Below are 18,684 nucleotides of genomic sequence, written 5' to 3'. Positions count from 1 at the left end.
GCGTGTATCTGTACTGCAACGCCGCATCCCGGCTTTGATACATCGCAAAGGATAATCCCATGAAGGGCGACCCCAAGGTCATCGACTATCTCAACCAGGCGCTCACCAACGAGCTGACCGCGATCAACCAGTACTGGTTGCATTACCGCGTGCTCGACAACTGGGGCATGAAGAAGCTGGCGGCTTACGAACGCCACGAATCAATCGAGGAAATGGAGCACGCCGACAAGCTGGCGGAACGGATCCTGTTCCTCGAAGCGTTGCCCAATTTTCAGGCAATCCACAAGCTGAAGGTCGGCGAGAACGTAGAGGAAGTGCTGCGCGCCGATCTTGCGCTGGAGCACGAGGCGATCCCGCTGCTCAAGGATGCAACAGCCTATGCGCGCAGCGTCAATGACCACACCTCGGCCGGGCTGTTTGAATGGATCCTCAAGAATGAGGAAGAGCATGTCGACTTCCTCGAAACCCAGTTCGAAATGATCGAGCGCATGGGCCTGCACAATTACTGCCAGCTGCAAAGCCAGCCTGCCGGCGAAAAGTAGGGCTAAGGCCGGGACTAAGGCCAAAACTAGGGGTCGCCCGCAAGGGCTGCACAAAAAAAGGGCAGGGCCGCAACCGGCGCCTGCCTTTTTTGCGTTGCGGCGGGCTACTCCTTGGGCGGCTGCGCGCCGATGGCTGCCAGCCGGGTTTCCAGCAGGAAGAACCCCAGTCCGATCACCAGCAGCGCCATGGTCAGCACCCACAGCAACGCGATAGCCGTGCCGATCTGCGCGATGATATAGGCGGAGATGAACAGCATCATGATGACGGCGCTGATCATCACCGCCGATGCGGTGGAGAACATGATCGCGCCTTGCGCCAGTTTGCGCCGCCGCATCAGCCAGCCCAGTTCGCGCGCCTGACGCGAGGTGCGCTGTTCTTCCATCTTGTCTTCGATCTTGTCGATTCGCTGCGCGATCCAGATCATCCGGCTCATGATGACATTCATCACCGCGCCGATCCCGGAGAGCAGGAACGCAGGCGCAAGGCTCAACTGCACCACCTGCTGCACCCGCGGGGTGGAGGCTGTGCGCTCAAAAATTTCGAAGACGAAGGGCGCGCGCGCCGCATCTGCGGCATCTGCGGCGGCGGCGAGCAGATCGAGAACCATGCCTGCTTAATCCTTGGCGTAGGGGTTCTTGTTGGTCTTCAGCGTGACGCGCACCGGCACGGCGTCAAAGCCGAGCTTGGCGCGGATGCCGTTGACGAGGTAGCGTTCGTAGCTGGTCGGCAGCATGTCGAGGCGGCTGCCGAAGATCACGAAACGCGGCGGGCGGGTGCCGGCCTGCGTGATGTAGCGCAGCTTGATCCGCTTGCCACCGGGTGCGGGCGGCGGATTGGCCTCCAGCGCATCATCAAACCAGCGGTTGAGCGCGGCGGTGGATACGCGCTTGGACCACGCATCGCGGATCTCGAACGCGCCAGACAGCATTTGATCCAGCCCCTTGCCGGTCTTGGCGCTGACCGCAAACAAGGGAAGCCCGCGCACCTGCGCCAAGCCATCGTCCAGCGCGCCGCGAATGCCGTTGAACAGACTGCTCGCACCTTCGGCCACGTCCCACTTATTGATCGCGATCATCAGCGCGCGCCCTTCTTCGAGCACGTGGGCGGCGATTTTCAGATCCTGATGCTCAAGGCCTTGGGTCGCATCGAGCAGCAACACCACCACCTCGGCAAAGTCCACCGCGCGGCGGGCGTCCGCCACGGACAGCTTTTCCAGCTTTTCAGTGACATTCTTGCGCTTGCGCATTCCGGCGGTGTCGATCAGCCGGATCTCGCGGGTCTCGCCGGTCTTGGGGTCGGTCCAGTCCCAATCGACCGCAATCGAATCGCGGGTGATCCCGGCTTCGGGGCCGGTCAGCAGGCGATCTTCGCCCAGCAGCCAGTTGATGAGGGTGGATTTGCCCGCGTTCGGACGCCCCACGATGGCCAGCTTCAACGGGCCGGTGGGGCGATCATCTTCGTCCATTGCCGCGATTTCGGCGCGGTTGATGTCGTCGCGTTCTTCCCATTCGTCCGACGCCGCGCCGATGATAGGCCACAAACCGCCGAACAGATCGGCAATGCCTTCGCCGTGTTCGGCCGACATCGCCAGCGGTTCGCCAAGCCCCAGCGCATAGGCTTCCATCGCGCCGCTTTCGCCCGCACGCCCTTCGGCCTTGTTGGCCACGACGACGACGGGCACTTCCTGTTCGCGCAGGTAGCGAGCAATTTCCTCGTCCAGCGGGGTCAGGCCTGCGCGGGCATCCACCACGAAGACTGCGGCGTCCGCGCCAGCAAGGCTGGCTTCGGTCTGCTTGCGCATCCGTCCGGGCAGGCTGAGTTCATTCTCATCCTCCCATCCGGCGGTGTCGACGATGGTGAACTGCAAGCCAGCGATCTCGGCATCGCCCATCCGGCGATCGCGGGTGACGCCGGGCTGATCGTCCACCAGGGCGAGTTTCTTGCCCACCAGCCGGTTGAACAGCGTGGACTTGCCCACATTGGGGCGGCCGATGATGACGACTTCAGGCTTTTTGGGGAGGGACATAAGCGCGTCAGTTGCGCGCAAATGCCGGATTTGGCAAGTTTGCCGCGATGCCCCCTCGATCCTGCGCCTGCCGATCAGCCTTTTTTGGCGACTGGCGGGTTTTCCCCCAGGTCTTCGTACCACGCTTCGACCGGGCCGGTTAGTTTCAGCGTAAGCGGCTGGCCCTTGCGGTCCATGGCCTTGCCCGCCTGCACCCGCACCCAACCTTCGGAGATGCAATATTCTTCGATATCGGTACGCACGCGGTCCTTGAAGCGGATGCCGACTCCGCGCTGGAGCTTTTCCCCATCGAAGAACGCGCTCCGCGGATTGACCGAGAGATGATCGGGCGGCACGTCGGCGCTGGTGGTTGCCGGGACGATTTCAGGAGTTTCTTCGGTCATGGCCGCGCCCTTAATCGCCAATGTGCAAGGCTTCAAGCGTGTTGCACTTGCCCTTTTGGCTTGGGGGCGATAATGGCGGCGGCTAATACGCGCGGGCGGCTTGCAGCTTCCCGCGCGGCTTCGTTCGGGGATGCGGGCGTGGCGAAATTGGTAGACGCGCCAGATTTAGGTTCTGGTATCGCAAGATGTGGGGGTTCGAGTCCCTTCGCCCGCACCAACTTCGCCCCGAGCCGGCCCGACTTACCGGAATTTTTGGCAAGAAGGCTTCAACCAGTCACCATGCACACCAAGCAGACCGTCAACGAAGGGCTCAAGCGCGCCTATCTCATCACGATCCCTGCCGCTGATCTCACCAAGAAGATCGACGCCGAGATCAAGAAGGTTGCGCCGCAAGTGCGCATGCCCGGCTTCCGTCCGGGCAAGGTGCCCGCCAATCTCGTCAAGAAAATGCACGGCGAGGCCCTGCACAGCCAGGTCGTGAACGATACGATCCGCGAATCGGTCGATACGCTGCTGCGCGACGAGGCCTTGCGCCCCGCGATGCAGCCCGAAATTGGCCTTAACGATGGCTACGAGCAGGGCAAGGACGCCGAAATCACCGTCAGCCTCGAAGTGCTGCCGACGATCGAGGCTCCCAGCACCGATGGGCTCAAGCTTGAAAAGCTCACCGTGCCGGTTACTGATGCGCAGATCGACGAAGCGCTTGGCAACATTGCCGGCCAGAACAAAAGCTACAAGGACGCTGCCAAGACCAAGAAGGCGGCTGACGGCGATCAGCTTATCATCGATTTCGTCGGCAAGCTCGACGGTGTGGAATTCGAAGGCGGCAAGGCCGAAGACGCCGCCTTGGTGCTGGGTTCGGGCACCTTCATCCCCGGCTTTGAAGACCAGTTGGTCGGCGTGAAGACCGGCGCGGAAAAGACCATCACCGTGACCTTCCCGGCCGAATACCAGGCCGAGCACCTGGCGGGCAAGGACGCCACCTTCGACATCACCGTGAAGGCGGTGAAGGTCGAAACCGAAACCACGCTTGACGAAGAGTTTGCCAAGAGTCTCGGCCTCGACAGCATGGACAAGCTGCGCGAGATCATGAAGGCGCAGTTGGAACAGCAGACCGCTGGCCTGACCCGCACGCAGATGAAGCGCGCGCTGCTCGATCAGTTGGCCGCAGGGCACAGCTTTGAAGTGCCCGGCACCATGGTTGACGCGGAATTCGCGCAGATCTGGCAGCAGCTTCAGCAGGAAGCCGCCAACGAGGAAGATCCGGCCGCTGCCCTGAAGCAGATCGAAGACGAGAAGGACGAGTACAAGTCCATCGCCGAGCGCCGCGTGCGTCTGGGCCTGCTGCTTTCGGAAATCGGCCAGGCCAACGGCGTGGAAGTGTCCCAGCAGGAAATGAGCATGCTGATCCAGCAGGCCGCCCAGCAATATCGCCCGGAAGACCGCCAGCGTTTCCTCGAATATGTTCAGTCTGAACCGATGGCCGCCGCCCAGCTGCGCGCACCGTTGTATGAAGACAAGGTCGTCGACTTCCTGTTCGACAAGGCCGAAGTGACCGAACGCGAAGTGACCCTTGAAGAACTTCAGGCCGCGATCGAAGCCGAAGACACCGCAGACGCCGCGCCTGCGCCCAAGAAGGCACCGGCCAAGAAGAAAGCCCCGGCGAAGAAGGCCGCCGGCGCCGAAGCGGACGCTGACGAAGCCCCGGCTGCTGAAGAAAAGCCCGCCAAGAAGGCGCCTGCCAAAAAAGCATCGGCCAAAAAGGCTGACGACAGCGAGGCCGAAGCCAAGCCTGCCGCCAAGAAGGCTCCGGCGAAGAAGGCAGCTGATGCCGGCGACGAAAAGCCTGCGGCGAAGAAGGCACCCGCCAAGAAGGCCGCTGCCAAGAAGTAATCCGGCGCTGGCGGGGGATTATTCCCCCGCCGGTTGCCACGGGCCGAATGTGGGCGCGGGCAGCTTGGCTGTCCGCGCTTTTTCGTAGGCCGCGCCAGCCTTTAGCACCCCGTGGTCGTCCCACTTGGCGCCCATGATGCTGAGGCCCACCGGCAGGCCTTCCACCGCGCCCATCGGCACGGTCAGATGCGGATAGCCTGCGATCGCCGAAGGGCTGCCGAAGCCAATCGAGCCGTTGAAATTGTCGCCGTTGACCAGATCGCTCACCCAGGTCGGCCCGCGCGTGGGGGCGACGAGAAAGGCGACCTGGTTGTCTGCCAGTAGTGTGTCGAGCGTTTCTGGCCCGGCGATTCGCAGCGCATTGGCGCGCGCCTTTTCGTAGGCGGCGCGGTCAGTGGTCGCTTCGGCCTGAACAAACAGCTCCTGCCCGAACCAGCGCATTTCGGTGTCGGCATGGGCGGTGTTGAAAGCGATCAGATCAGCGAGACTGCGCGGCAGCGTATCGCGGCCCGCCACACGCGGCAGGCTTTCGAGATATTTGCCCATCTCCTCGCGCAGTTCGAACATCAGCACGGTGAAACTGTCCGCATACATCTGCCGGTCGGGTTCAAACGTGATGTCGACCAGCACCGCGCCCGCCCGCGCCAGATCGGCCAGCGCGGCCTCGAACACGGCGGTCAGATCGGCGCGGTCGCCCATCTGACCGCGCATCACCCCGATCCGCACGCCCTGAAGCGAGGCCGTGTCCAGCCCGGCGGTGTAATCCTTGACCCGCGTGGCCGTCAGCGTCACCGGATCGGCCGGGTCCTCGCCCGCAATTGCGGTCAGCAGCAAGGCTGCATCCATCACGGTGCGGGTCATTGGCCCGGCGGTGTCCTGTGTCGACGAAATCGGCACCACATGGGTGCGGCTGACGATCCCGACGCTGGGCTTGAACCCGACGATGCCGTTGATGCTGGCAGGGCACGTGATCGAGCCGTTGGTTTCGGTGCCAATCGCGCCCCAGGCAAAGCCCGCCGCAATTGCCGCGCCGCTGCCCGCCGATGAGCCGCACGTATTGCGGTCAGTGGCATGGGGGTTGCGCGTCAGCCCGCCAACCGCGCTCCACCCGCTAGTCGAATTGTTGGAGCGGATATTGGCCCATTCGGACAGGTTGGTCTTGCCCAGCACCACGCCGCCGTTCTGGCGCAGCAACGCAATCAGCGGCGCATCGCGGCCCGTCGCGTTGGCCGCGAGGGCCAGCGATCCGGCGGTCGTGGGCAATTCGCGCGTTTCGACATTGTCCTTGACCAGCACGGTGCGCCCGCGAAGCGGCAGGCGCTGCGCGGCACGAACCTGCGCGGTAATGTCGGGCGCCAAAGCGATGACGGCATTCAGCCCGTCAGGCCCATCGTCGTACCGCATTATTCGATACACATGGCCGACCGCCGCACCTTCGGCAGCGCCGCTTTGCGGGCCAAGTTTTTCGACGCCGGGCGGCAGGTCCACCTTTGGTATCTCGAGTCGCATCTGCGGGGTGGTTCCGCCTGCAGAAGTCTGCTGTGCCAATGCGGGGACGGCGGCGGAGGCGAGGAGCGCGGTGAGCGTCGCGCGCGCAATGTTGCTGATTGTCATGCGATAAGGGTTTGCCACGGTTGCGCGGAACGGCAAGGGACAAAACACGCCGCTGCAATCGGCTCTGTCCGCGGTTTGTATGGTTTCAATTCACAAGGACACGGTAAACACCCTTGAAATTGCCCCCCTGCGTCCGACATAGCTTTATCGACACCTACAAAGGAAACGCAGCTCCTATGATCGATCTGTTCGGCAACTCTGGCGACACTTATGGCACTCAGGGCCAGTTCACGCGCGATCCGTACACCGGCGCTTTGGTGCCCGTGGTGGTCGAACAAACCAGCCGCGGGGAACGCAGCTTCGACATCTTCAGCCGCCTGCTGCGCGAACGCATCGTGTTTGTGACCGGGCAAATCGAAGACGGCATGGCCAGCCTCGTCACGGCGCAGCTGCTGTTTCTGGAAAGCGAAAACCCGTCCAAGCCGATCAGCATGTACATCAATTCGCCCGGCGGCGTGGTGACCGCGGGTCTCCAGATCTATGACACCATGCAATACATCAAGCCGCGCGTATCGACCGTGTGCATGGGGCAGGCCGCATCCATGGGCAGCTTCCTGCTGGCAGCGGGCGAACCGGGGATGCGAATTGCACTGCCCAATGCGCGAATCATGGTGCACCAGCCTTCGGGCGGGGCACGCGGCATGGCATCGGACATCGAGATCCAGGCCCGCGAGATCCTGCGCATCCGCAGCCGCATGAACGATCTTTACGTGAAGTTCACCGGCCGCAGCCTTGAAGAGATTGAAAAGGCGATGGATCGTGACACCTTCCTCGAAGCCGAGGAGGCCAAGGCTTTCGGCATTGTGGACAAGGTGTTTGAGACGCGGCCTGAAAACGACGAAACCGGCGACGAAAGCGGTTCGGGCGGGGCGCCTGAGTAAGGCCTGCCCCAAGGCCCCGTCCGCTATCTGCACCGGGGCGGGACAGCCCACCGGGCAAACGGCCTTACCCGCAGCTTTGCGGACGCCAACGCTATGGTAATGGCACGAAATAGCGCGCCATGTGTTGATTCATACGGTGCGGGCAATACACTTGACGAATCCGTGCACGGCGCATTGCCGCCTGCGCCGATGGATTCGAGGACACAGGAATGACCAAATTGAGCGGATCCGACAGCAAGAGCACCCTTTACTGCAGCTTCTGCGGGAAGTCGCAGCATGAGGTTCGCAAGCTTATCGCCGGCCCGACCGTGTTCATCTGCGATGAATGCGTCGAGCTGTGCAACGACATCATTCGTGAAGAGACCAAGGCAGGGATCGCAGGCAAGAAAGATGGCGAGATCCCCACGCCGATGGATATCTTCACCACGCTGAACGATTACGTGATCGGGCAGGACCGCGCCAAGCGCGTGCTTTCAGTCGCAGTGCACAATCACTACAAGCGGCTGAAATATTCCGGCAAATCGAGCGATGTTGAGCTGGCCAAGTCGAACATCCTGCTGGTCGGGCCGACGGGATCGGGCAAGACTCTGCTCGCGCAGACGCTGGCGCGCACGTTCGATGTGCCCTTCACCATGGCCGACGCCACCACGCTGACCGAAGCGGGTTATGTGGGTGAGGATGTCGAGAATATCATCCTCAAGCTGCTGCAGGCTTCGGACTACAACGTCGAAAAGGCGCAGCACGGGATCGTTTACATCGACGAGATCGACAAGATCACGCGCAAGGCCGAAAACCCCTCGATCACGCGCGATGTTTCGGGCGAAGGCGTGCAGCAGGCGCTGCTCAAGCTGATGGAGGGCACCACGGCTTCGGTGCCGCCGCAGGGCGGGCGCAAGCATCCGCAGCAGGAGTTTCTGCAGGTGGACACGACGAACATCCTGTTCATCTGCGGCGGGGCTTTTGCGGGCCTCGACAAGATCATCGCTGATCGCTTGCAGAAGCGTTCCATCGGGTTCGGCGCGCATGTTGCCGATCCGGACAAGCGCCGGGTGGGCGAGTTGCTGGAGAAGTCCGAGCCCGAGGATTTGCTCAAGTTCGGTCTGATCCCCGAATTCGTCGGCCGTCTGCCGGTGATCGCCACGCTGCACGATCTCGACGTGCCGGCGCTGGTGACGATCCTTAATGAGCCCAAGAACGCTCTGGTGAAGCAGTATCGCAGGCTGTTCGAGCTTGAGGACGTGGAATTGACGTTCACTCCCGATGCGCTCCAGGCGATTGCCGAGCGTGCGATCAAGCGCAAGACCGGTGCCCGCGGGCTTCGCTCGATTGTGGAAGGCCTGCTGCTCGACACGATGTTCGATCTGCCTGATCTGGAAGGCGTGACCGAGATCGTGATCGACAAGGACGTGGTCGAAGGCAAAAAAGAACCGATCCGCGTGATCGGCGTCGAAAAGAAGAAGGAAGAAGCGGCGTAAATCGCCGCCTTCTAACGCCGGAACAACAAAAAAATTGCCGCCAGCCTCAAACGGGATTGGCGGCAATTTTTTGTTACTCGGGGTGATCCCGCCCGTCCTTCAAAAAGGCCGGACGGGATCGGTAGGGCGCTGCCCCGACAGGAGGGGATGGGGGGTTTCGGAACAGCGCCGACCTGCGTGGGTTAGCCCGGCATCGACACCGTGTCGGTCACGTGGATCACGCCGTTCGACTGGAACACATCGGCCTGCGTCACGGTGGCGCGGCCGCCCTTGGCATCGGTCAGCACGACCTTGCCGCCCATGAGCATGGCGGTCAGCTTACCGCCGCTCAGCGTGGTCAGTTCAGCTTTGCCGCCGCCCTGCTCGATCATGCCGATCAGCTGGGTGGCTGACACATTGCCGGCAACCACGTGATAGGTGAGGATGCTGGTCAAAGTGGCCTTGTTTTCCGGCTTCACCAGGGTCTCCACCGTGCCGGCCGGCAGCTTGGCAAAGGCGGCATTGGTGGGCGCAAAGACGGTGAAGGGACCGGGGCTGGACAACGCGCCCACAAGGTCAGCGGCCTTGACGGCAGCGACCAACGTGGTGTGATCCTTGGAATTGACCGCATTTTCCACAATGTTCATGGTGGGATACATGGGCGCGCCGCCAACCATCGGGACGTCGCTGGCCGTGGCCGAAGCCATGCCACCATCTGCGGAAGGGGTTGCGCAGGCGGACAGCGACAGAGTAGTTGCCGCAGCGACAGCGATCGCCGCCGCCTTGAACGTCAGTTTCGGGGTGATAGACATGAAAATCTCCTTTGGACGCGCAACCAAACGGCTGCTCACATGGACTACGTGTGCGCAGGCGTTACGGATGGGAGTTTCTTCGGCTTACAGGGGCGAGGCGACGATATCGCGCGTTGAAGCGAATGCCACTTACCGCGGGTGGTCAGACGCGGCTGAAAGCGCCCTGCGCCACGACCGGGCCAGCATCCGCGCCTTCAGGCGAGCCGCCAACCGGCTCGCGCGTGAGCACGAGGCTTGCCCCGTCGCCCAGCTTGGCCGTGACGGTATCGGGCAGCGCCATGCTGCGCACCTCGCCGGGCACAACCACGCCGAGCGATTGCAGGGCGGTGCCATCGGCGGGGACCAGCCACAATTCGTGATCATGCATCCCGTCAGGCGTAAGGCCGATCGCAGCGACCAGCATTTTCTCGCTTTCGGGAATGTAGGTCACATCCAGCCGCAGGCCGGTGTCCCCGATCGGCACGGTCGCAACCATCGGTGCCGCGGCAGCAATCTGCGGCGGGGAGTCTACCGGCGAGCGGCCGGGCGCGAAGGCAAACAGCGCGAGCGCGACAGCCGCCGCAGCCGAAGTCAGCCCGGCCACCCAGCGCCAGCGCCGGACCTGCGCTTCAAGAGCAACCACATTGGACACGGGCGCATCACCGGAAGACGGCGCAGCGGCGTGATGTTGTGCGGCCAGGCGTGCGGCAATGCCGTCCCACACCTGCGCGCTCGGCTCCGCGCCGGGCATGGTATCGGTCAATGGGGCGAACCAATCGTCCCACCACTGCTTGCGCCAGGCAAAGTCGGGATCGGTGGCGGCCTTGCCGCGCGCGGCGAGCAATTCCTCGCCTTCGAGCAGGCCCAGTGCCCATTCCGCCGCAATCATCGGATCGTCACGGGTGACTCCATCCTTGGGGGTCTGTTCTGCGCCGCTCATGCCGTTTCGCTCGCTTCAAGACAGGCGCGCAGGCGTTGCAACCCGCGGCGGATCCAGCTTTTCATGGTGCCAAGCGGCACGTCCGCAGCCTCGGCAAGCTGGGCATAGGTATAGCCTTCAAAGAAGGCCGCGCGGATATGGCCCTGCGTGCGCGCATCAAGCGCGCCCAAGCACTTGTGAATCTGGGCAGCCTGCTGCGCATCAACCAGCAGCATATCGGCCAGCGGCGTTTCATCGGGAAGCGGCGCGGCTTCCTCGATCGGCACAGCGCCGCCGCGCACCTTGCCGGTGCGCAGCCGGTCAATCGCGCGATTGCGTGCGAACGCCGCCAGCCACGCGATCGGGCTCGCACGGGTCGGGTCATAGCGGTCAGCCCGCTGCCACAAATTGATATAGACGTCTTGCAACGCGTCCTCGGCTTCCTTCTGGTCTCCCAAGATACGCAGGCATATTCCGTACAGTTTCACCCGTGTAGCGCGATAGATGTCTTCCAGCGCCGATTGATCGCCCGCCGCCAGCCGCGCCATGGCATCGCGCAGCGCTTCGCGTGCTTCGTCACTTGATGAACGGGGCCGAGATGCCATCAGCAACAGCCTCCGCACGGGTTGTCGCCGCTTTCAACCTGGAGGGTTGCATGACCAACCCCGAAGCGCACCTCCAGCGATGCTGCGATGTCGCGCAGAAAGCTGTCGGAGGCCGGGCGGCCGGGCATCACAAGATGTGCGGTCAGCGCAGCTTCGGTGGTGGACATTGGCCAGACATGCAGATCGTGGACGGCAGTGACGCCTTCGAAGCTGGCCAGATGCTGCTTTACCTGCACCAGATCAATCCCCGCAGGCGCGGCCAGCAGGCCCATGGTCAGACTGTCGCGCGCGAGGCCCCAGGCGCCCCACGCGATCACCGCGACGATCACAAGGCTGACCAGCGGGTCAATCCAGCTGAAGCCCGTGACAAGAATCGCGGCCCCCGCCACCACGACACCCAGTGAAACGAGGGCATCGGCTGCCATGTGCAGATAGGCGCCGCGAATATTGATGTCGTTTTGCCCCTTTCGAAACAGCATGGCTGTGAACGCATTGATCGCAATACCGATCCCGGCGACGATTACCATCGCCATGCCTTGAGGCTCTTGCGGGGTGCCGATCCGGCTGAGCGTTTCGAACAAAATCGCGCCGATCGCAACCGCCAGCAACAGCGCATTGGCCAGCGCAGCAAGAATGGTCGAGCTTTTGTAGCCATAGGTGAAGCGGCCCGAGGGCGGGCGTTTGGCCGCGATGCTGGCAACCCATGCGAGCGCGAGCGCCAGCACATCGGACAGATTGTGCCCGGCATCCGCCACCAGCGCCATCGATCCGTAGAAAAGGCCCGCGCTTGCCTCGATTACGACGAAGACGACGTTGAGGGCGATCCCGATCAGGAACGCGTTGCCGAAATCCTGCGGGCCGTGGTGATGCCCGTGCGCGTCATGCAGCCCGTGACAATCGGAGGCGGCGACGCCGTGAGCGTGTGGGGGATGGGCGTGGGCCATTGCGGATCAGTTGTAGACGCAAGCATCAAGGCCGTCACGCCTGACGATGCCGATGCGGCGTTCAATGCTGTTACCGTGGCGCAGCAGCCACCCGCCGGGGTTCTTGACCGAGCGTTTCTTGGGGCTGGGTAGCGCTGCGGCCATGCGGCTTGCTTCATCGGCGGACAGGCGCGTGGCCGAGTGGCCGAAATATCGCTGCGCGCCTGCTTCGGCGCCGTAGGTGCCAATCCCGGTTTCCGCGACGTTGAGATAGACTTCCATGATCCGCCGCTTGCCCCAGATTGTTTCGATCCAGAAGGTGAACCACGCCTCCAGCCCCTTGCGGAAAAACCCGCCGCCCTGCCACAGAAACACGTTCTTGGCGGTCTGCTGGCTGATGGTGGAGCCGCCCCTGATGCGGCCTGCCGTCTCTCTGGCCTCCATGTTTTCGCGCAGCGCCTGCTCGATCGCTTCGGCATCGAAGCCGTAATGCTCGCAGAAGCGCGAATCCTCGGCCGCGATGACAGCGCTGACCAGATTGCGGTCGATGTTGCCCAGGCTTTCCCAGTCCTTGGTGATGCCGTTTTCGTCCATCAGCATGGTCGCGGTGACGGGGACGGGGAGGAACTTGTAGGCCAGCACCAGCGCCAAGGTCAGAGCGATGAAGGCGCCAAGGGCCTTGGCGATGAGGCGCAGGATCGTGAACACGTGCGCGGCTCTAGCGCAGGGTCGGGGGTGTGGGAAGTATCGGCGCTTGCCGAGGCGGCGCTTGCGTGGCTACCTTGGGCAAAACCCAGGGGAGATTTCCATGCGTCTGTTCCACACTGCCGTCAGCGCCCTCGCGCTTGTGATCGCAGCGCCGCCCGCGTGGGCCGAAGCGCCTGCGACCAAGGCCGCGATCGAGGCGGAGTATGACACTTACCTCGCCCCGCTGTTCCTTGATTTCCACCAGAACCCCGAACTTTCCTTCCTGGAAAACCGCACTGCGGCCAAAATGGCGACCGAACTGAAGGCGGCCGGGCTTGAGGTGACAACGGGCGTTGGCAAGACCGGCGTGGTCGGCATCCTGAAGAACGGTGATGGCCCGCTGATCCTGCTGCGCGCCGACATGGACGGGCTGCCGGTCGAGGAAAAGTCGGGCCTCGCTTATGCCTCCACGGCAATGCAGGTGGGCGAGGATGGCAAGGACTATCCGGTGATGCACGCCTGCGGGCATGATGTGCACATCACCTCCATGGTAGGCGCCGCGCGCCGGCTGGCGGCGATGAAGGATCAGTGGCGCGGCACGCTGATGTTCATTGTTCAGCCGGCCGAAGAAGGCGTGCGCGGGGCCAAGGCGATGATGGCGGACGGGCTGTATGACCGGTTCGGCAAGCCTGATTACGCGCTGGCGTTCCATGTGGCGGCGGAACTGGAGACGGGCAAGGTCTCGGCGTCCGAAGGCATCCAGTATTCCTCATCAGACTCGCTTGACATCATCGTGCCGGGCATCGGCACCCACGGCGCGGCGCCGCATCTGGGGCGTGACCCGGTCTATATCGCGGCGCAGATCGTCACCGCGCTGCAATCCATTGATTCCCGCGAAATCGGTCCGCTGACGCCGGTGGTGGTGACGGTCGGCTCGTTCCATGCAGGCTCCAAGCACAACATCATCTCCGATGAAGCGAAGTTGCAGGTGACCGTGCGCGCCAATGACGAGACGACCCGCGAACAGGTAATCGCCACCATCGAGCGGATGGCGGTCAACATCGGCAAGGCCCACGGCCTGCCGGAAAACCTACCGGTGAAGGTCACGCGGCTGTCGGGCACGCCGGTGACCAATAACAACCCGGAACTCGCCCGCCGCCTCAACGCGGTGATGCAGCGCGAACTGGGCACAGCCGCGTTCCAGCCGTTCGAACAGCGCAACATGGGAGCCGAGGATTTCACCTATTTCGTGTCGGAAGAAACAGGCGTCCCGGGCTATTACTTTGCGGTCGGCGGCACCACGCCGGAACGGATCGCCGCGGCCAAGGCGGGCGGCGCGCCGGTGGCCGGGCATCACTCCCCGCTGTTCCAGATCGCGCCGCGCGAAAGCGTGGTGCTGGGCACGCGGGCGATGGTGGCAGCAGTGCTGGATCTGGCGCCGGCCAAATGACCATACGACAAGGGGCGCCGCAATCGCTTGCGGCGCCCCTTGATAAATCAGGATACGTTGGAATGAGGCGGCTTACGCCATACCCGGCAGCAACCGCTCGCCCGCGATCCGCTGCATTGCCTTTTGCAGCTTTTCAAAGGCGCGCACTTCGATCTGGCGGATGCGTTCGCGGCTGACGTCGTAGGCCTGGCTCAGCTCTTCGAGCGTCTGCGGCTTTTCGGTCAGGCGCCGTTCGGTCAGGATGTGGCGTTCACGCTCGTTCAGGCTCTCCATCGCTTCGCCCAGCATTGCCATGCGCATCTGCGATTCTTCGGCATCGGCCACGGTTTCGTCCTGGAGCGGGCGATCATCGGTCAGCCAATCCTGCCATTCGCCGCCACCTTCCTCGTCCCCGCGCAAGCCGACGTTGAGCGACGCATCGCCCCCCATCATCATGCGGCGGTTCATGTTGATGACTTCCTGCTCCGGCACGCCCAGATCGGTGGCGATCTTGGTCACGTCTTCGGGCGACAGGTCGCTGTCTTCGTAAGCTTCAAGCTGCTTCTTCATCCGGCGAAGGTTGAAAAACAGCTTCTTCTGCGCAGCCGTGGTGCCCATTTTCACGAGGCTCCACGAACGCAGGATAAACTCCTGCATCGACGCCTTGATCCACCACATCGCGTAGGTCGCGAGGCGGAAACCGCGATCGGGTTCGAATTTCTTGACGCCCTGCATCAGGCCCACATTGCCTTCGGAAATCAGATCGGACACGGGCAGGCCATAGCCGCGATACCCCATCGCGATCTTTGCGACGAGGCGCAGGTGGCTGGAGACAAGCTGCGCCGCTGCTTCGGGGTCTTCGTGTTCCTGATACCGCTTGGCGAGCATATATTCCTGCTCGGCGGTCAGCAGGGGATACTTGCGGATTTCCGACAGATACCGGTTGAGGCTCTGCTCACCGCTCAGTGCCGGGACTGACGAACTCTTGGACTTGGTCACGTTTTACCTAACCTTTCTGGTGTCAGCCGCTTGCACAGGACCCCTGATGGGCATCCCGTGATCTGGGCCACGGGTTTTATATATACGCGAAATCATGCGAGACGTAGGCGCGTTTCATCGATCACTACCTCGCATTTGGTCGATTAGTTCCTGCATGTCTGCTGGCAGAGCGCTGCGAAACTGGACCATTTCGCCCGTTATCGGGTGCACAAAGCCCAATTCGGCTGCGTGCAGCGCCTGCCGCGCAAAGCCGAGTCGGTCGAGCAACTCGCGCAGGGACTTGGGCGTTCGGCCATAGGCAGGGTCTCCTAATAGCGCGTGACCAATTGACGCGCAGTGAACGCGCACCTGGTGGGTGCGCCCGGTTTCCAGCCGGCATTCGATTACGGCGGCCTCATCCAGCCGCTCAGTCACGATGTAATGGGTGATCGCGCTTTTGCCGCGAGAGGAATTGCCCGGCAGCACCGTCATTTTCTTGCGGTCGCTGTCCGATCGGCCGACGCGGGCGTTGATCGTGCCTTGCGCGGGCGAGGGGTGCCCGGCGCACACCGCAATATAGCGGCGGTGGACGGTATGCGCGGCAAACTGCACTGCCAACCCTTCATGCGCCGCATCGGATTTGGCCACGACCAGCAGGCCCGATGTGTCCTTATCGATCCGGTGGACGATTCCGGGCCGCGCCACCCCGTTGATGCCGGACAGCTTCCCTCCGCCATTCTTGGCGCAATGGTGCAGCAGCGCATTGACCAGCGTGCCGGTGATGTTGCCGACCGCCGGGTGCACAACCATGCCCGCAGGCTTGTCGACCACAATCAGATGTGCATCTTCGTAAGCGATGGTCAGCGCGATGGCTTCGGGCTGCGCCTGGGCCGGCATGGCCGCGGCAATAATGATCCGGAACGGCGTGCCTTGCGCAACCTTCATCGACGCCGCCGTGGCGGTCTTCCCTGCCACATCCACCCGGCCTTCATCAATCAATCCCTGCACCCGTGCCCGGCTGAGGATGGTGGCCTCGGCCAGCGCCTTGTCGAGGCGGGCGGGGGCAAGGATGGTTCCGGTGATGATTTCGTGTTCGGACATGGTAAGGCCATGCGCGATGCCGGTTCACGTGACAAGCCAAGCCCTGGGCCAGATGCGCGCAGCTGCGCTTGCCGCACACCCGCACGAGGCGTGCGGAATCCTGCTGGGCGAGGGCGATCGCATCACGCAGGCCAGCGCGACCCGCAACGTCCACCCCTTGCGCGCCACCCATTTCGAAATCGACCCGCAGGCTCTGATCGACGCCCACCGGGCGGCCCGCAGCGGTGGGCAACAGATCGTGGGCTATTTCCATTCGCACCCCGCCGGGCCTGCTGCCCCCTCTGCCACTGACCGCGCCTGTGCAGCCGGCGACGGGCGTGTTTGGGCGATCATCGCAGGCGGGGAGGTGCGCTTGTGGCGCGATGACCCGCAAGGCTTCGCTGCCCTTTCCTACACCTCGTACGATCCGTAAAATAATCGGATGTCGCCCGCTTTTGCCGCCTTTTTGCATCCATTTGGCCGGACAAGCGCGTGTGCCGGTTGGCAAGGCGGGTTTTTTACTCTTAGACGGTGTCTCATGTGTCTCCAACACGCCGGAAACTGAACAAATCCATGATCTCTCAGACTGATCTTGCCGCGATGCTGTGCTCGCGCTTGTGCCATGACATGCTCTCCCCGGTAGGCGCGCTCGCCAACGGGCTGGAACTGCTCGCGGATGAGCAGGATCCACAGATGCGCGCACGCTGCATGGAATTGCTCGAGCAATCCGCGAAGATCAGCACCGACAAGCTGAAGTTCTTCCGGTTAGCCTTCGGAGCCGCAGGCGGTTTTGGCGAGGCGATCCCGATTGACGAGGCGAAGACGGTGATCGATGCGCTGGCGTCCGATGCCAAGCGGGTTGAAGTGCATTGGGCGATTGCTGAACCCAGCCTGCCCAAGCCGGCGGTCAAGGTGCTGCTCAACCTTGCGCAGATTGCCTTGGATGCGCTGGTGCGCGGGGGCACGTTGGATATTGGCGCGGAGCGGCGTGACGGTGCGGTGGAAATCGTGGCGCGCGCGCGCGCTGATCGGATCGCCTTTGACGAAACCATTGGCCGTGCACTCCAGGGCGACCTTGCCGAAAGCGAGATCACCAGCCGTACGGCTGCTGCGCACATGATCGCAGTGCTGGCCGAGGAGATGGATGGCGGGCTCCAGTACAAGCTGGGCGATGGCGCGCTGGTGCTGGGCGCAGTGCTGCCCGAGCCTGACGGCATGATCGGCTAGGCGGCGCTGATGTCGGGGGGCATGGATAAAGACGACACGGGCGACGAACTGGTCCACCGTGAGGTGCCATCGCCTAACCATGGCGAACGGACATCGCCGATCTCGATGGTGGTGATCCACTACACCGAGATGAAGCCGGTCGAAGCCGCAATCGCGCGGATGTGCGATCCGGCCGCATCGGTTAGCGCGCATTACTGCATCACCGAAGAGGGCGAGGTCATCCGGCTGGTTCCTGAAGACCGCCGCGCCTGGCACGCAGGCGCATCCTTCTGGCGCGGTGTTCCCGATGTGAACTCAGCCAGCATCGGGATCGAGCTGGATCATCCCGGGCACGCGCCTGACAATGGCGGCTATCGCGGCTTTGCCGAGGCGCAGGTTGACGCGCTGGTGCCGCTGCTGGCGCGGATCGTGAAGCGGTATGATGTTCCGCGCGCCAACGTGGTCGGCCATTCCTGCGTCGCACCGATGCGCAAAGTCGATCCGGGCGAGCTGTTTCCGTGGGACCGGCTGGCGCAATACAAGCTGTGCCTGCCGCGCCCGCAAAGCCTTGCTGCGGGCAATCCGTTTCACAATGACGGGTCGTTCTTTATGGCGCTGGAACGCTTTGGCTATGACATTACCGATCAGGTAAAGGCGGTTGAGGCGTTCGAGCGGCGCTGGCGGCCTGAATACATCACGGGTGTTCCCGATGGCGAGATCGCGGCGATCCTGTGGCAATTGCTGCTCGACCGCGATCAGGGCCGCACCCGCTAGCATTTTCGCAAGCGCGTGCGTATAGCCCGCAACGTCAGGGGGTTTGAGGCAGCCGCGTGTCGCAAGACGCGAGGAAAGTCCGGGCTCCACGAAACAAGGGTGGCGGGTAACGCCCGCCGGCGCACCTTCGGGGGCGCAAGGGAAAGTGCCACAGAGAGCAAACCGCCGATGGCCCCGGACCTGTCCGGGGGACAGGCAAGGGTGAAAGGGTGCGGTAAGAGCGCACCGGGGGGCTGGCAACAGCCACCGCATGGCAAACCCCACCCGGAGCAAGGCCGAATAGGGGCCGCGCGCCCGCCAGCAATGGCAGGGTAGGGGAGTTTCGCCCCGAGCGGCCCGGGTTGGCTGCTAGAGCGCCGGAGCAATCCGGCGACCAGATGAATGGCTGCCACCGCGTGGCCGGTCCCCACCGCTAGGGGATACCGCACGCGGATACAGAACCCGGCTTATGATGGCCCCCTGACGTTCTCTCCGCCGTCTCGGCACAGAAGGAAACAC

Annotated in this window: 19 protein-coding genes, 1 tRNA gene and 1 other RNA gene; 10 read left to right on the top strand and 11 right to left on the bottom strand. The window is 63.2% G+C overall.

Features of this window, described 5'->3' with window-relative positions; all coding sequences use genetic code 11:
* The first annotated feature begins 59 nt into the window (after positions 1–59).
* Complete coding sequence (bfr, locus tag ACRANW_RS14505) at positions 60–542, top strand: bacterioferritin (protein WP_479432458.1); 483 nt, start codon at positions 60–62, stop codon at positions 540–542.
* A 104-nt stretch (positions 543–646) separates the two neighbouring features.
* On the opposite strand, the gene ACRANW_RS14500 is transcribed toward bfr, so the two are convergent.
* The 3 genes from ACRANW_RS14500 to ACRANW_RS14490 form a co-directional block, all read right to left on the bottom strand.
* Positions 647–1,150, bottom strand: coding sequence for a DUF2721 domain-containing protein (locus ACRANW_RS14500; RefSeq protein WP_479432457.1), 504 nt, complete (start codon positions 1,148–1,150; stop codon positions 647–649).
* Positions 1,151–1,156: 6 nt separating this feature from the next.
* Entirely contained in the window at positions 1,157–2,569 is a 1,413-nt protein-coding gene (der, locus tag ACRANW_RS14495; protein WP_479432456.1) for a ribosome biogenesis GTPase Der, read from the bottom strand.
* 74 nt (positions 2,570–2,643) lie between these two features.
* Positions 2,644–2,952 carry a DUF3297 family protein gene (locus ACRANW_RS14490; protein WP_479432455.1) on the bottom strand — a complete coding sequence of 103 codons (309 nt, stop codon included), beginning with the start codon at positions 2,950–2,952 and terminating at the stop codon, positions 2,644–2,646.
* Between the two features lie 132 nt (positions 2,953–3,084).
* Here ACRANW_RS14490 and ACRANW_RS14485 point away from each other — a divergent pair.
* Positions 3,085–3,169 (top strand) — tRNA-Leu (locus tag ACRANW_RS14485).
* A 62-nt stretch (positions 3,170–3,231) separates the two neighbouring features.
* The gene (gene tig / locus ACRANW_RS14480) at positions 3,232–4,845 is read left to right on the top strand and encodes a trigger factor (protein ID WP_479432454.1); all 1,614 of its coding nucleotides are present in this window, start codon (positions 3,232–3,234) and stop codon (positions 4,843–4,845) included.
* A gap of 18 nt (positions 4,846–4,863) precedes the next feature.
* Here tig and ACRANW_RS14475 read toward each other — a convergent pair whose 3' ends face one another.
* Complete coding sequence (locus tag ACRANW_RS14475) at positions 4,864–6,459, bottom strand: amidase (protein WP_479432453.1); 1,596 nt, start codon at positions 6,457–6,459, stop codon at positions 4,864–4,866.
* Positions 6,460–6,635: 176 nt separating this feature from the next.
* Between ACRANW_RS14475 and ACRANW_RS14470 the strand changes: the two genes are divergently transcribed.
* Positions 6,636–7,340, top strand: coding sequence for an ATP-dependent Clp protease proteolytic subunit (locus ACRANW_RS14470; protein WP_479432452.1), 705 nt, complete (start codon positions 6,636–6,638; stop codon positions 7,338–7,340).
* A 209-nt stretch (positions 7,341–7,549) separates the two neighbouring features.
* The gene (gene clpX, locus ACRANW_RS14465) at positions 7,550–8,815 is read left to right on the top strand and encodes an ATP-dependent Clp protease ATP-binding subunit ClpX (protein ID WP_479432451.1); all 1,266 of its coding nucleotides are present in this window, start codon (positions 7,550–7,552) and stop codon (positions 8,813–8,815) included.
* Between the two features lie 182 nt (positions 8,816–8,997).
* Here the strand turns inward: clpX and ACRANW_RS14460 are convergent, their stop codons facing one another.
* The 5 genes from ACRANW_RS14460 to mtgA form a co-directional block, all read right to left on the bottom strand.
* Positions 8,998–9,606 (bottom strand): fasciclin domain-containing protein, encoded by a 609-nt coding sequence (locus ACRANW_RS14460; protein ID WP_479432450.1) that lies wholly within the window; start codon positions 9,604–9,606, stop codon positions 8,998–9,000.
* A gap of 142 nt (positions 9,607–9,748) precedes the next feature.
* On the bottom strand, positions 9,749–10,525 hold the full coding sequence (locus tag ACRANW_RS14455) for an anti-sigma factor (RefSeq protein WP_479432449.1): 777 nt from the start codon (positions 10,523–10,525) through the stop codon (positions 9,749–9,751).
* On the bottom strand, positions 10,522–11,109 hold the full coding sequence (locus ACRANW_RS14450; protein ID WP_479432448.1) for a sigma-70 family RNA polymerase sigma factor: 588 nt from the start codon (positions 11,107–11,109) through the stop codon (positions 10,522–10,524). Before ACRANW_RS14450 ends, ACRANW_RS14455 begins: the two co-directional genes overlap by 4 nt.
* Positions 11,109–12,053, bottom strand: coding sequence for a cation diffusion facilitator family transporter (locus tag ACRANW_RS14445; RefSeq protein ID WP_479432447.1), 945 nt, complete (start codon positions 12,051–12,053; stop codon positions 11,109–11,111). Before ACRANW_RS14445 ends, ACRANW_RS14450 begins: the two co-directional genes overlap by 1 nt.
* 6 nt (positions 12,054–12,059) lie before the next feature.
* Positions 12,060–12,740: a monofunctional biosynthetic peptidoglycan transglycosylase gene (gene mtgA, locus ACRANW_RS14440; RefSeq protein ID WP_479432446.1), complete on the bottom strand. Its 681-nt coding sequence runs from the start codon at positions 12,738–12,740 to the stop codon at positions 12,060–12,062.
* A gap of 100 nt (positions 12,741–12,840) precedes the next feature.
* Between mtgA and ACRANW_RS14435 the strand changes: the two genes are divergently transcribed.
* Positions 12,841–14,169 (top strand): M20 metallopeptidase family protein, encoded by a 1,329-nt coding sequence (locus tag ACRANW_RS14435; protein ID WP_479432445.1) that lies wholly within the window; start codon positions 12,841–12,843, stop codon positions 14,167–14,169.
* A gap of 72 nt (positions 14,170–14,241) precedes the next feature.
* On the opposite strand, the gene rpoH is transcribed toward ACRANW_RS14435, so the two are convergent.
* Positions 14,242–15,147, bottom strand: a complete 906-nt coding sequence (gene rpoH, locus ACRANW_RS14430) for an RNA polymerase sigma factor RpoH (protein ID WP_479432444.1) — start codon at positions 15,145–15,147, stop codon at positions 14,242–14,244.
* Between the two features lie 114 nt (positions 15,148–15,261).
* Positions 15,262–16,227 (bottom strand): RluA family pseudouridine synthase, encoded by a 966-nt coding sequence (locus ACRANW_RS14425; protein WP_479432443.1) that lies wholly within the window; start codon positions 16,225–16,227, stop codon positions 15,262–15,264.
* A 28-nt stretch (positions 16,228–16,255) separates the two neighbouring features.
* Here ACRANW_RS14425 and ACRANW_RS14420 point away from each other — a divergent pair, with 28 nt between their 5' ends.
* From ACRANW_RS14420 to rnpB, 4 genes are all read left to right on the top strand, one after another.
* Positions 16,256–16,639, top strand: a complete 384-nt coding sequence (locus tag ACRANW_RS14420; protein ID WP_479432442.1) for a M67 family metallopeptidase — start codon at positions 16,256–16,258, stop codon at positions 16,637–16,639.
* 140 nt (positions 16,640–16,779) lie between these two features.
* The gene (locus tag ACRANW_RS14415; RefSeq protein ID WP_479432441.1) at positions 16,780–17,433 is read left to right on the top strand and encodes a histidine phosphotransferase family protein; all 654 of its coding nucleotides are present in this window, start codon (positions 16,780–16,782) and stop codon (positions 17,431–17,433) included.
* Between the two features lie 21 nt (positions 17,434–17,454).
* A complete protein-coding gene (locus ACRANW_RS14410) occupies positions 17,455–18,186 on the top strand; it encodes an N-acetylmuramoyl-L-alanine amidase (protein ID WP_479432440.1) in 732 nt (243 codons plus the stop codon).
* A 34-nt stretch (positions 18,187–18,220) separates the two neighbouring features.
* Positions 18,221–18,653: RNase P RNA component class A (gene rnpB / locus ACRANW_RS14405), an RNA gene on the top strand.
* Positions 18,654–18,684 lie beyond the last annotated feature (31 nt).

Source organism: Erythrobacter sp. 'gip.4 top 5', from assembly GCF_056495765.1.
Note: the sequence above shows the minus strand (reverse complement) of the source record. Positions and strands in the feature narration are given on the sequence as shown.

Coding starts and splice junctions, on each gene's coding strand:
- bfr (WP_479432458.1), top strand. CDS start 60: ATGAAGGGCGACCCCAAGGTCATCGACTATCTCAACCAGGCGCTCACC.
- ACRANW_RS14500 (WP_479432457.1), bottom strand. CDS start 1,150: ATGGTTCTCGATCTGCTCGCCGCCGCCGCAGATGCCGCAGATGCGGCG.
- der (WP_479432456.1), bottom strand. CDS start 2,569: ATGTCCCTCCCCAAAAAGCCTGAAGTCGTCATCATCGGCCGCCCCAAT.
- ACRANW_RS14490 (WP_479432455.1), bottom strand. CDS start 2,952: ATGACCGAAGAAACTCCTGAAATCGTCCCGGCAACCACCAGCGCCGAC.
- tig (WP_479432454.1), top strand. CDS start 3,232: ATGCACACCAAGCAGACCGTCAACGAAGGGCTCAAGCGCGCCTATCTC.
- ACRANW_RS14475 (WP_479432453.1), bottom strand. CDS start 6,459: ATGACAATCAGCAACATTGCGCGCGCGACGCTCACCGCGCTCCTCGCC.
- ACRANW_RS14470 (WP_479432452.1), top strand. CDS start 6,636: ATGATCGATCTGTTCGGCAACTCTGGCGACACTTATGGCACTCAGGGC.
- clpX (WP_479432451.1), top strand. CDS start 7,550: ATGACCAAATTGAGCGGATCCGACAGCAAGAGCACCCTTTACTGCAGC.
- ACRANW_RS14460 (WP_479432450.1), bottom strand. CDS start 9,606: ATGTCTATCACCCCGAAACTGACGTTCAAGGCGGCGGCGATCGCTGTC.
- ACRANW_RS14455 (WP_479432449.1), bottom strand. CDS start 10,525: ATGAGCGGCGCAGAACAGACCCCCAAGGATGGAGTCACCCGTGACGAT.
- ACRANW_RS14450 (WP_479432448.1), bottom strand. CDS start 11,109: ATGGCATCTCGGCCCCGTTCATCAAGTGACGAAGCACGCGAAGCGCTG.
- ACRANW_RS14445 (WP_479432447.1), bottom strand. CDS start 12,053: ATGGCCCACGCCCATCCCCCACACGCTCACGGCGTCGCCGCCTCCGAT.
- ACRANW_RS14435 (WP_479432445.1), top strand. CDS start 12,841: ATGCGTCTGTTCCACACTGCCGTCAGCGCCCTCGCGCTTGTGATCGCA.
- ACRANW_RS14425 (WP_479432443.1), bottom strand. CDS start 16,227: ATGTCCGAACACGAAATCATCACCGGAACCATCCTTGCCCCCGCCCGC.
- ACRANW_RS14415 (WP_479432441.1), top strand. CDS start 16,780: ATGATCTCTCAGACTGATCTTGCCGCGATGCTGTGCTCGCGCTTGTGC.
- ACRANW_RS14410 (WP_479432440.1), top strand. CDS start 17,455: ATGGATAAAGACGACACGGGCGACGAACTGGTCCACCGTGAGGTGCCA.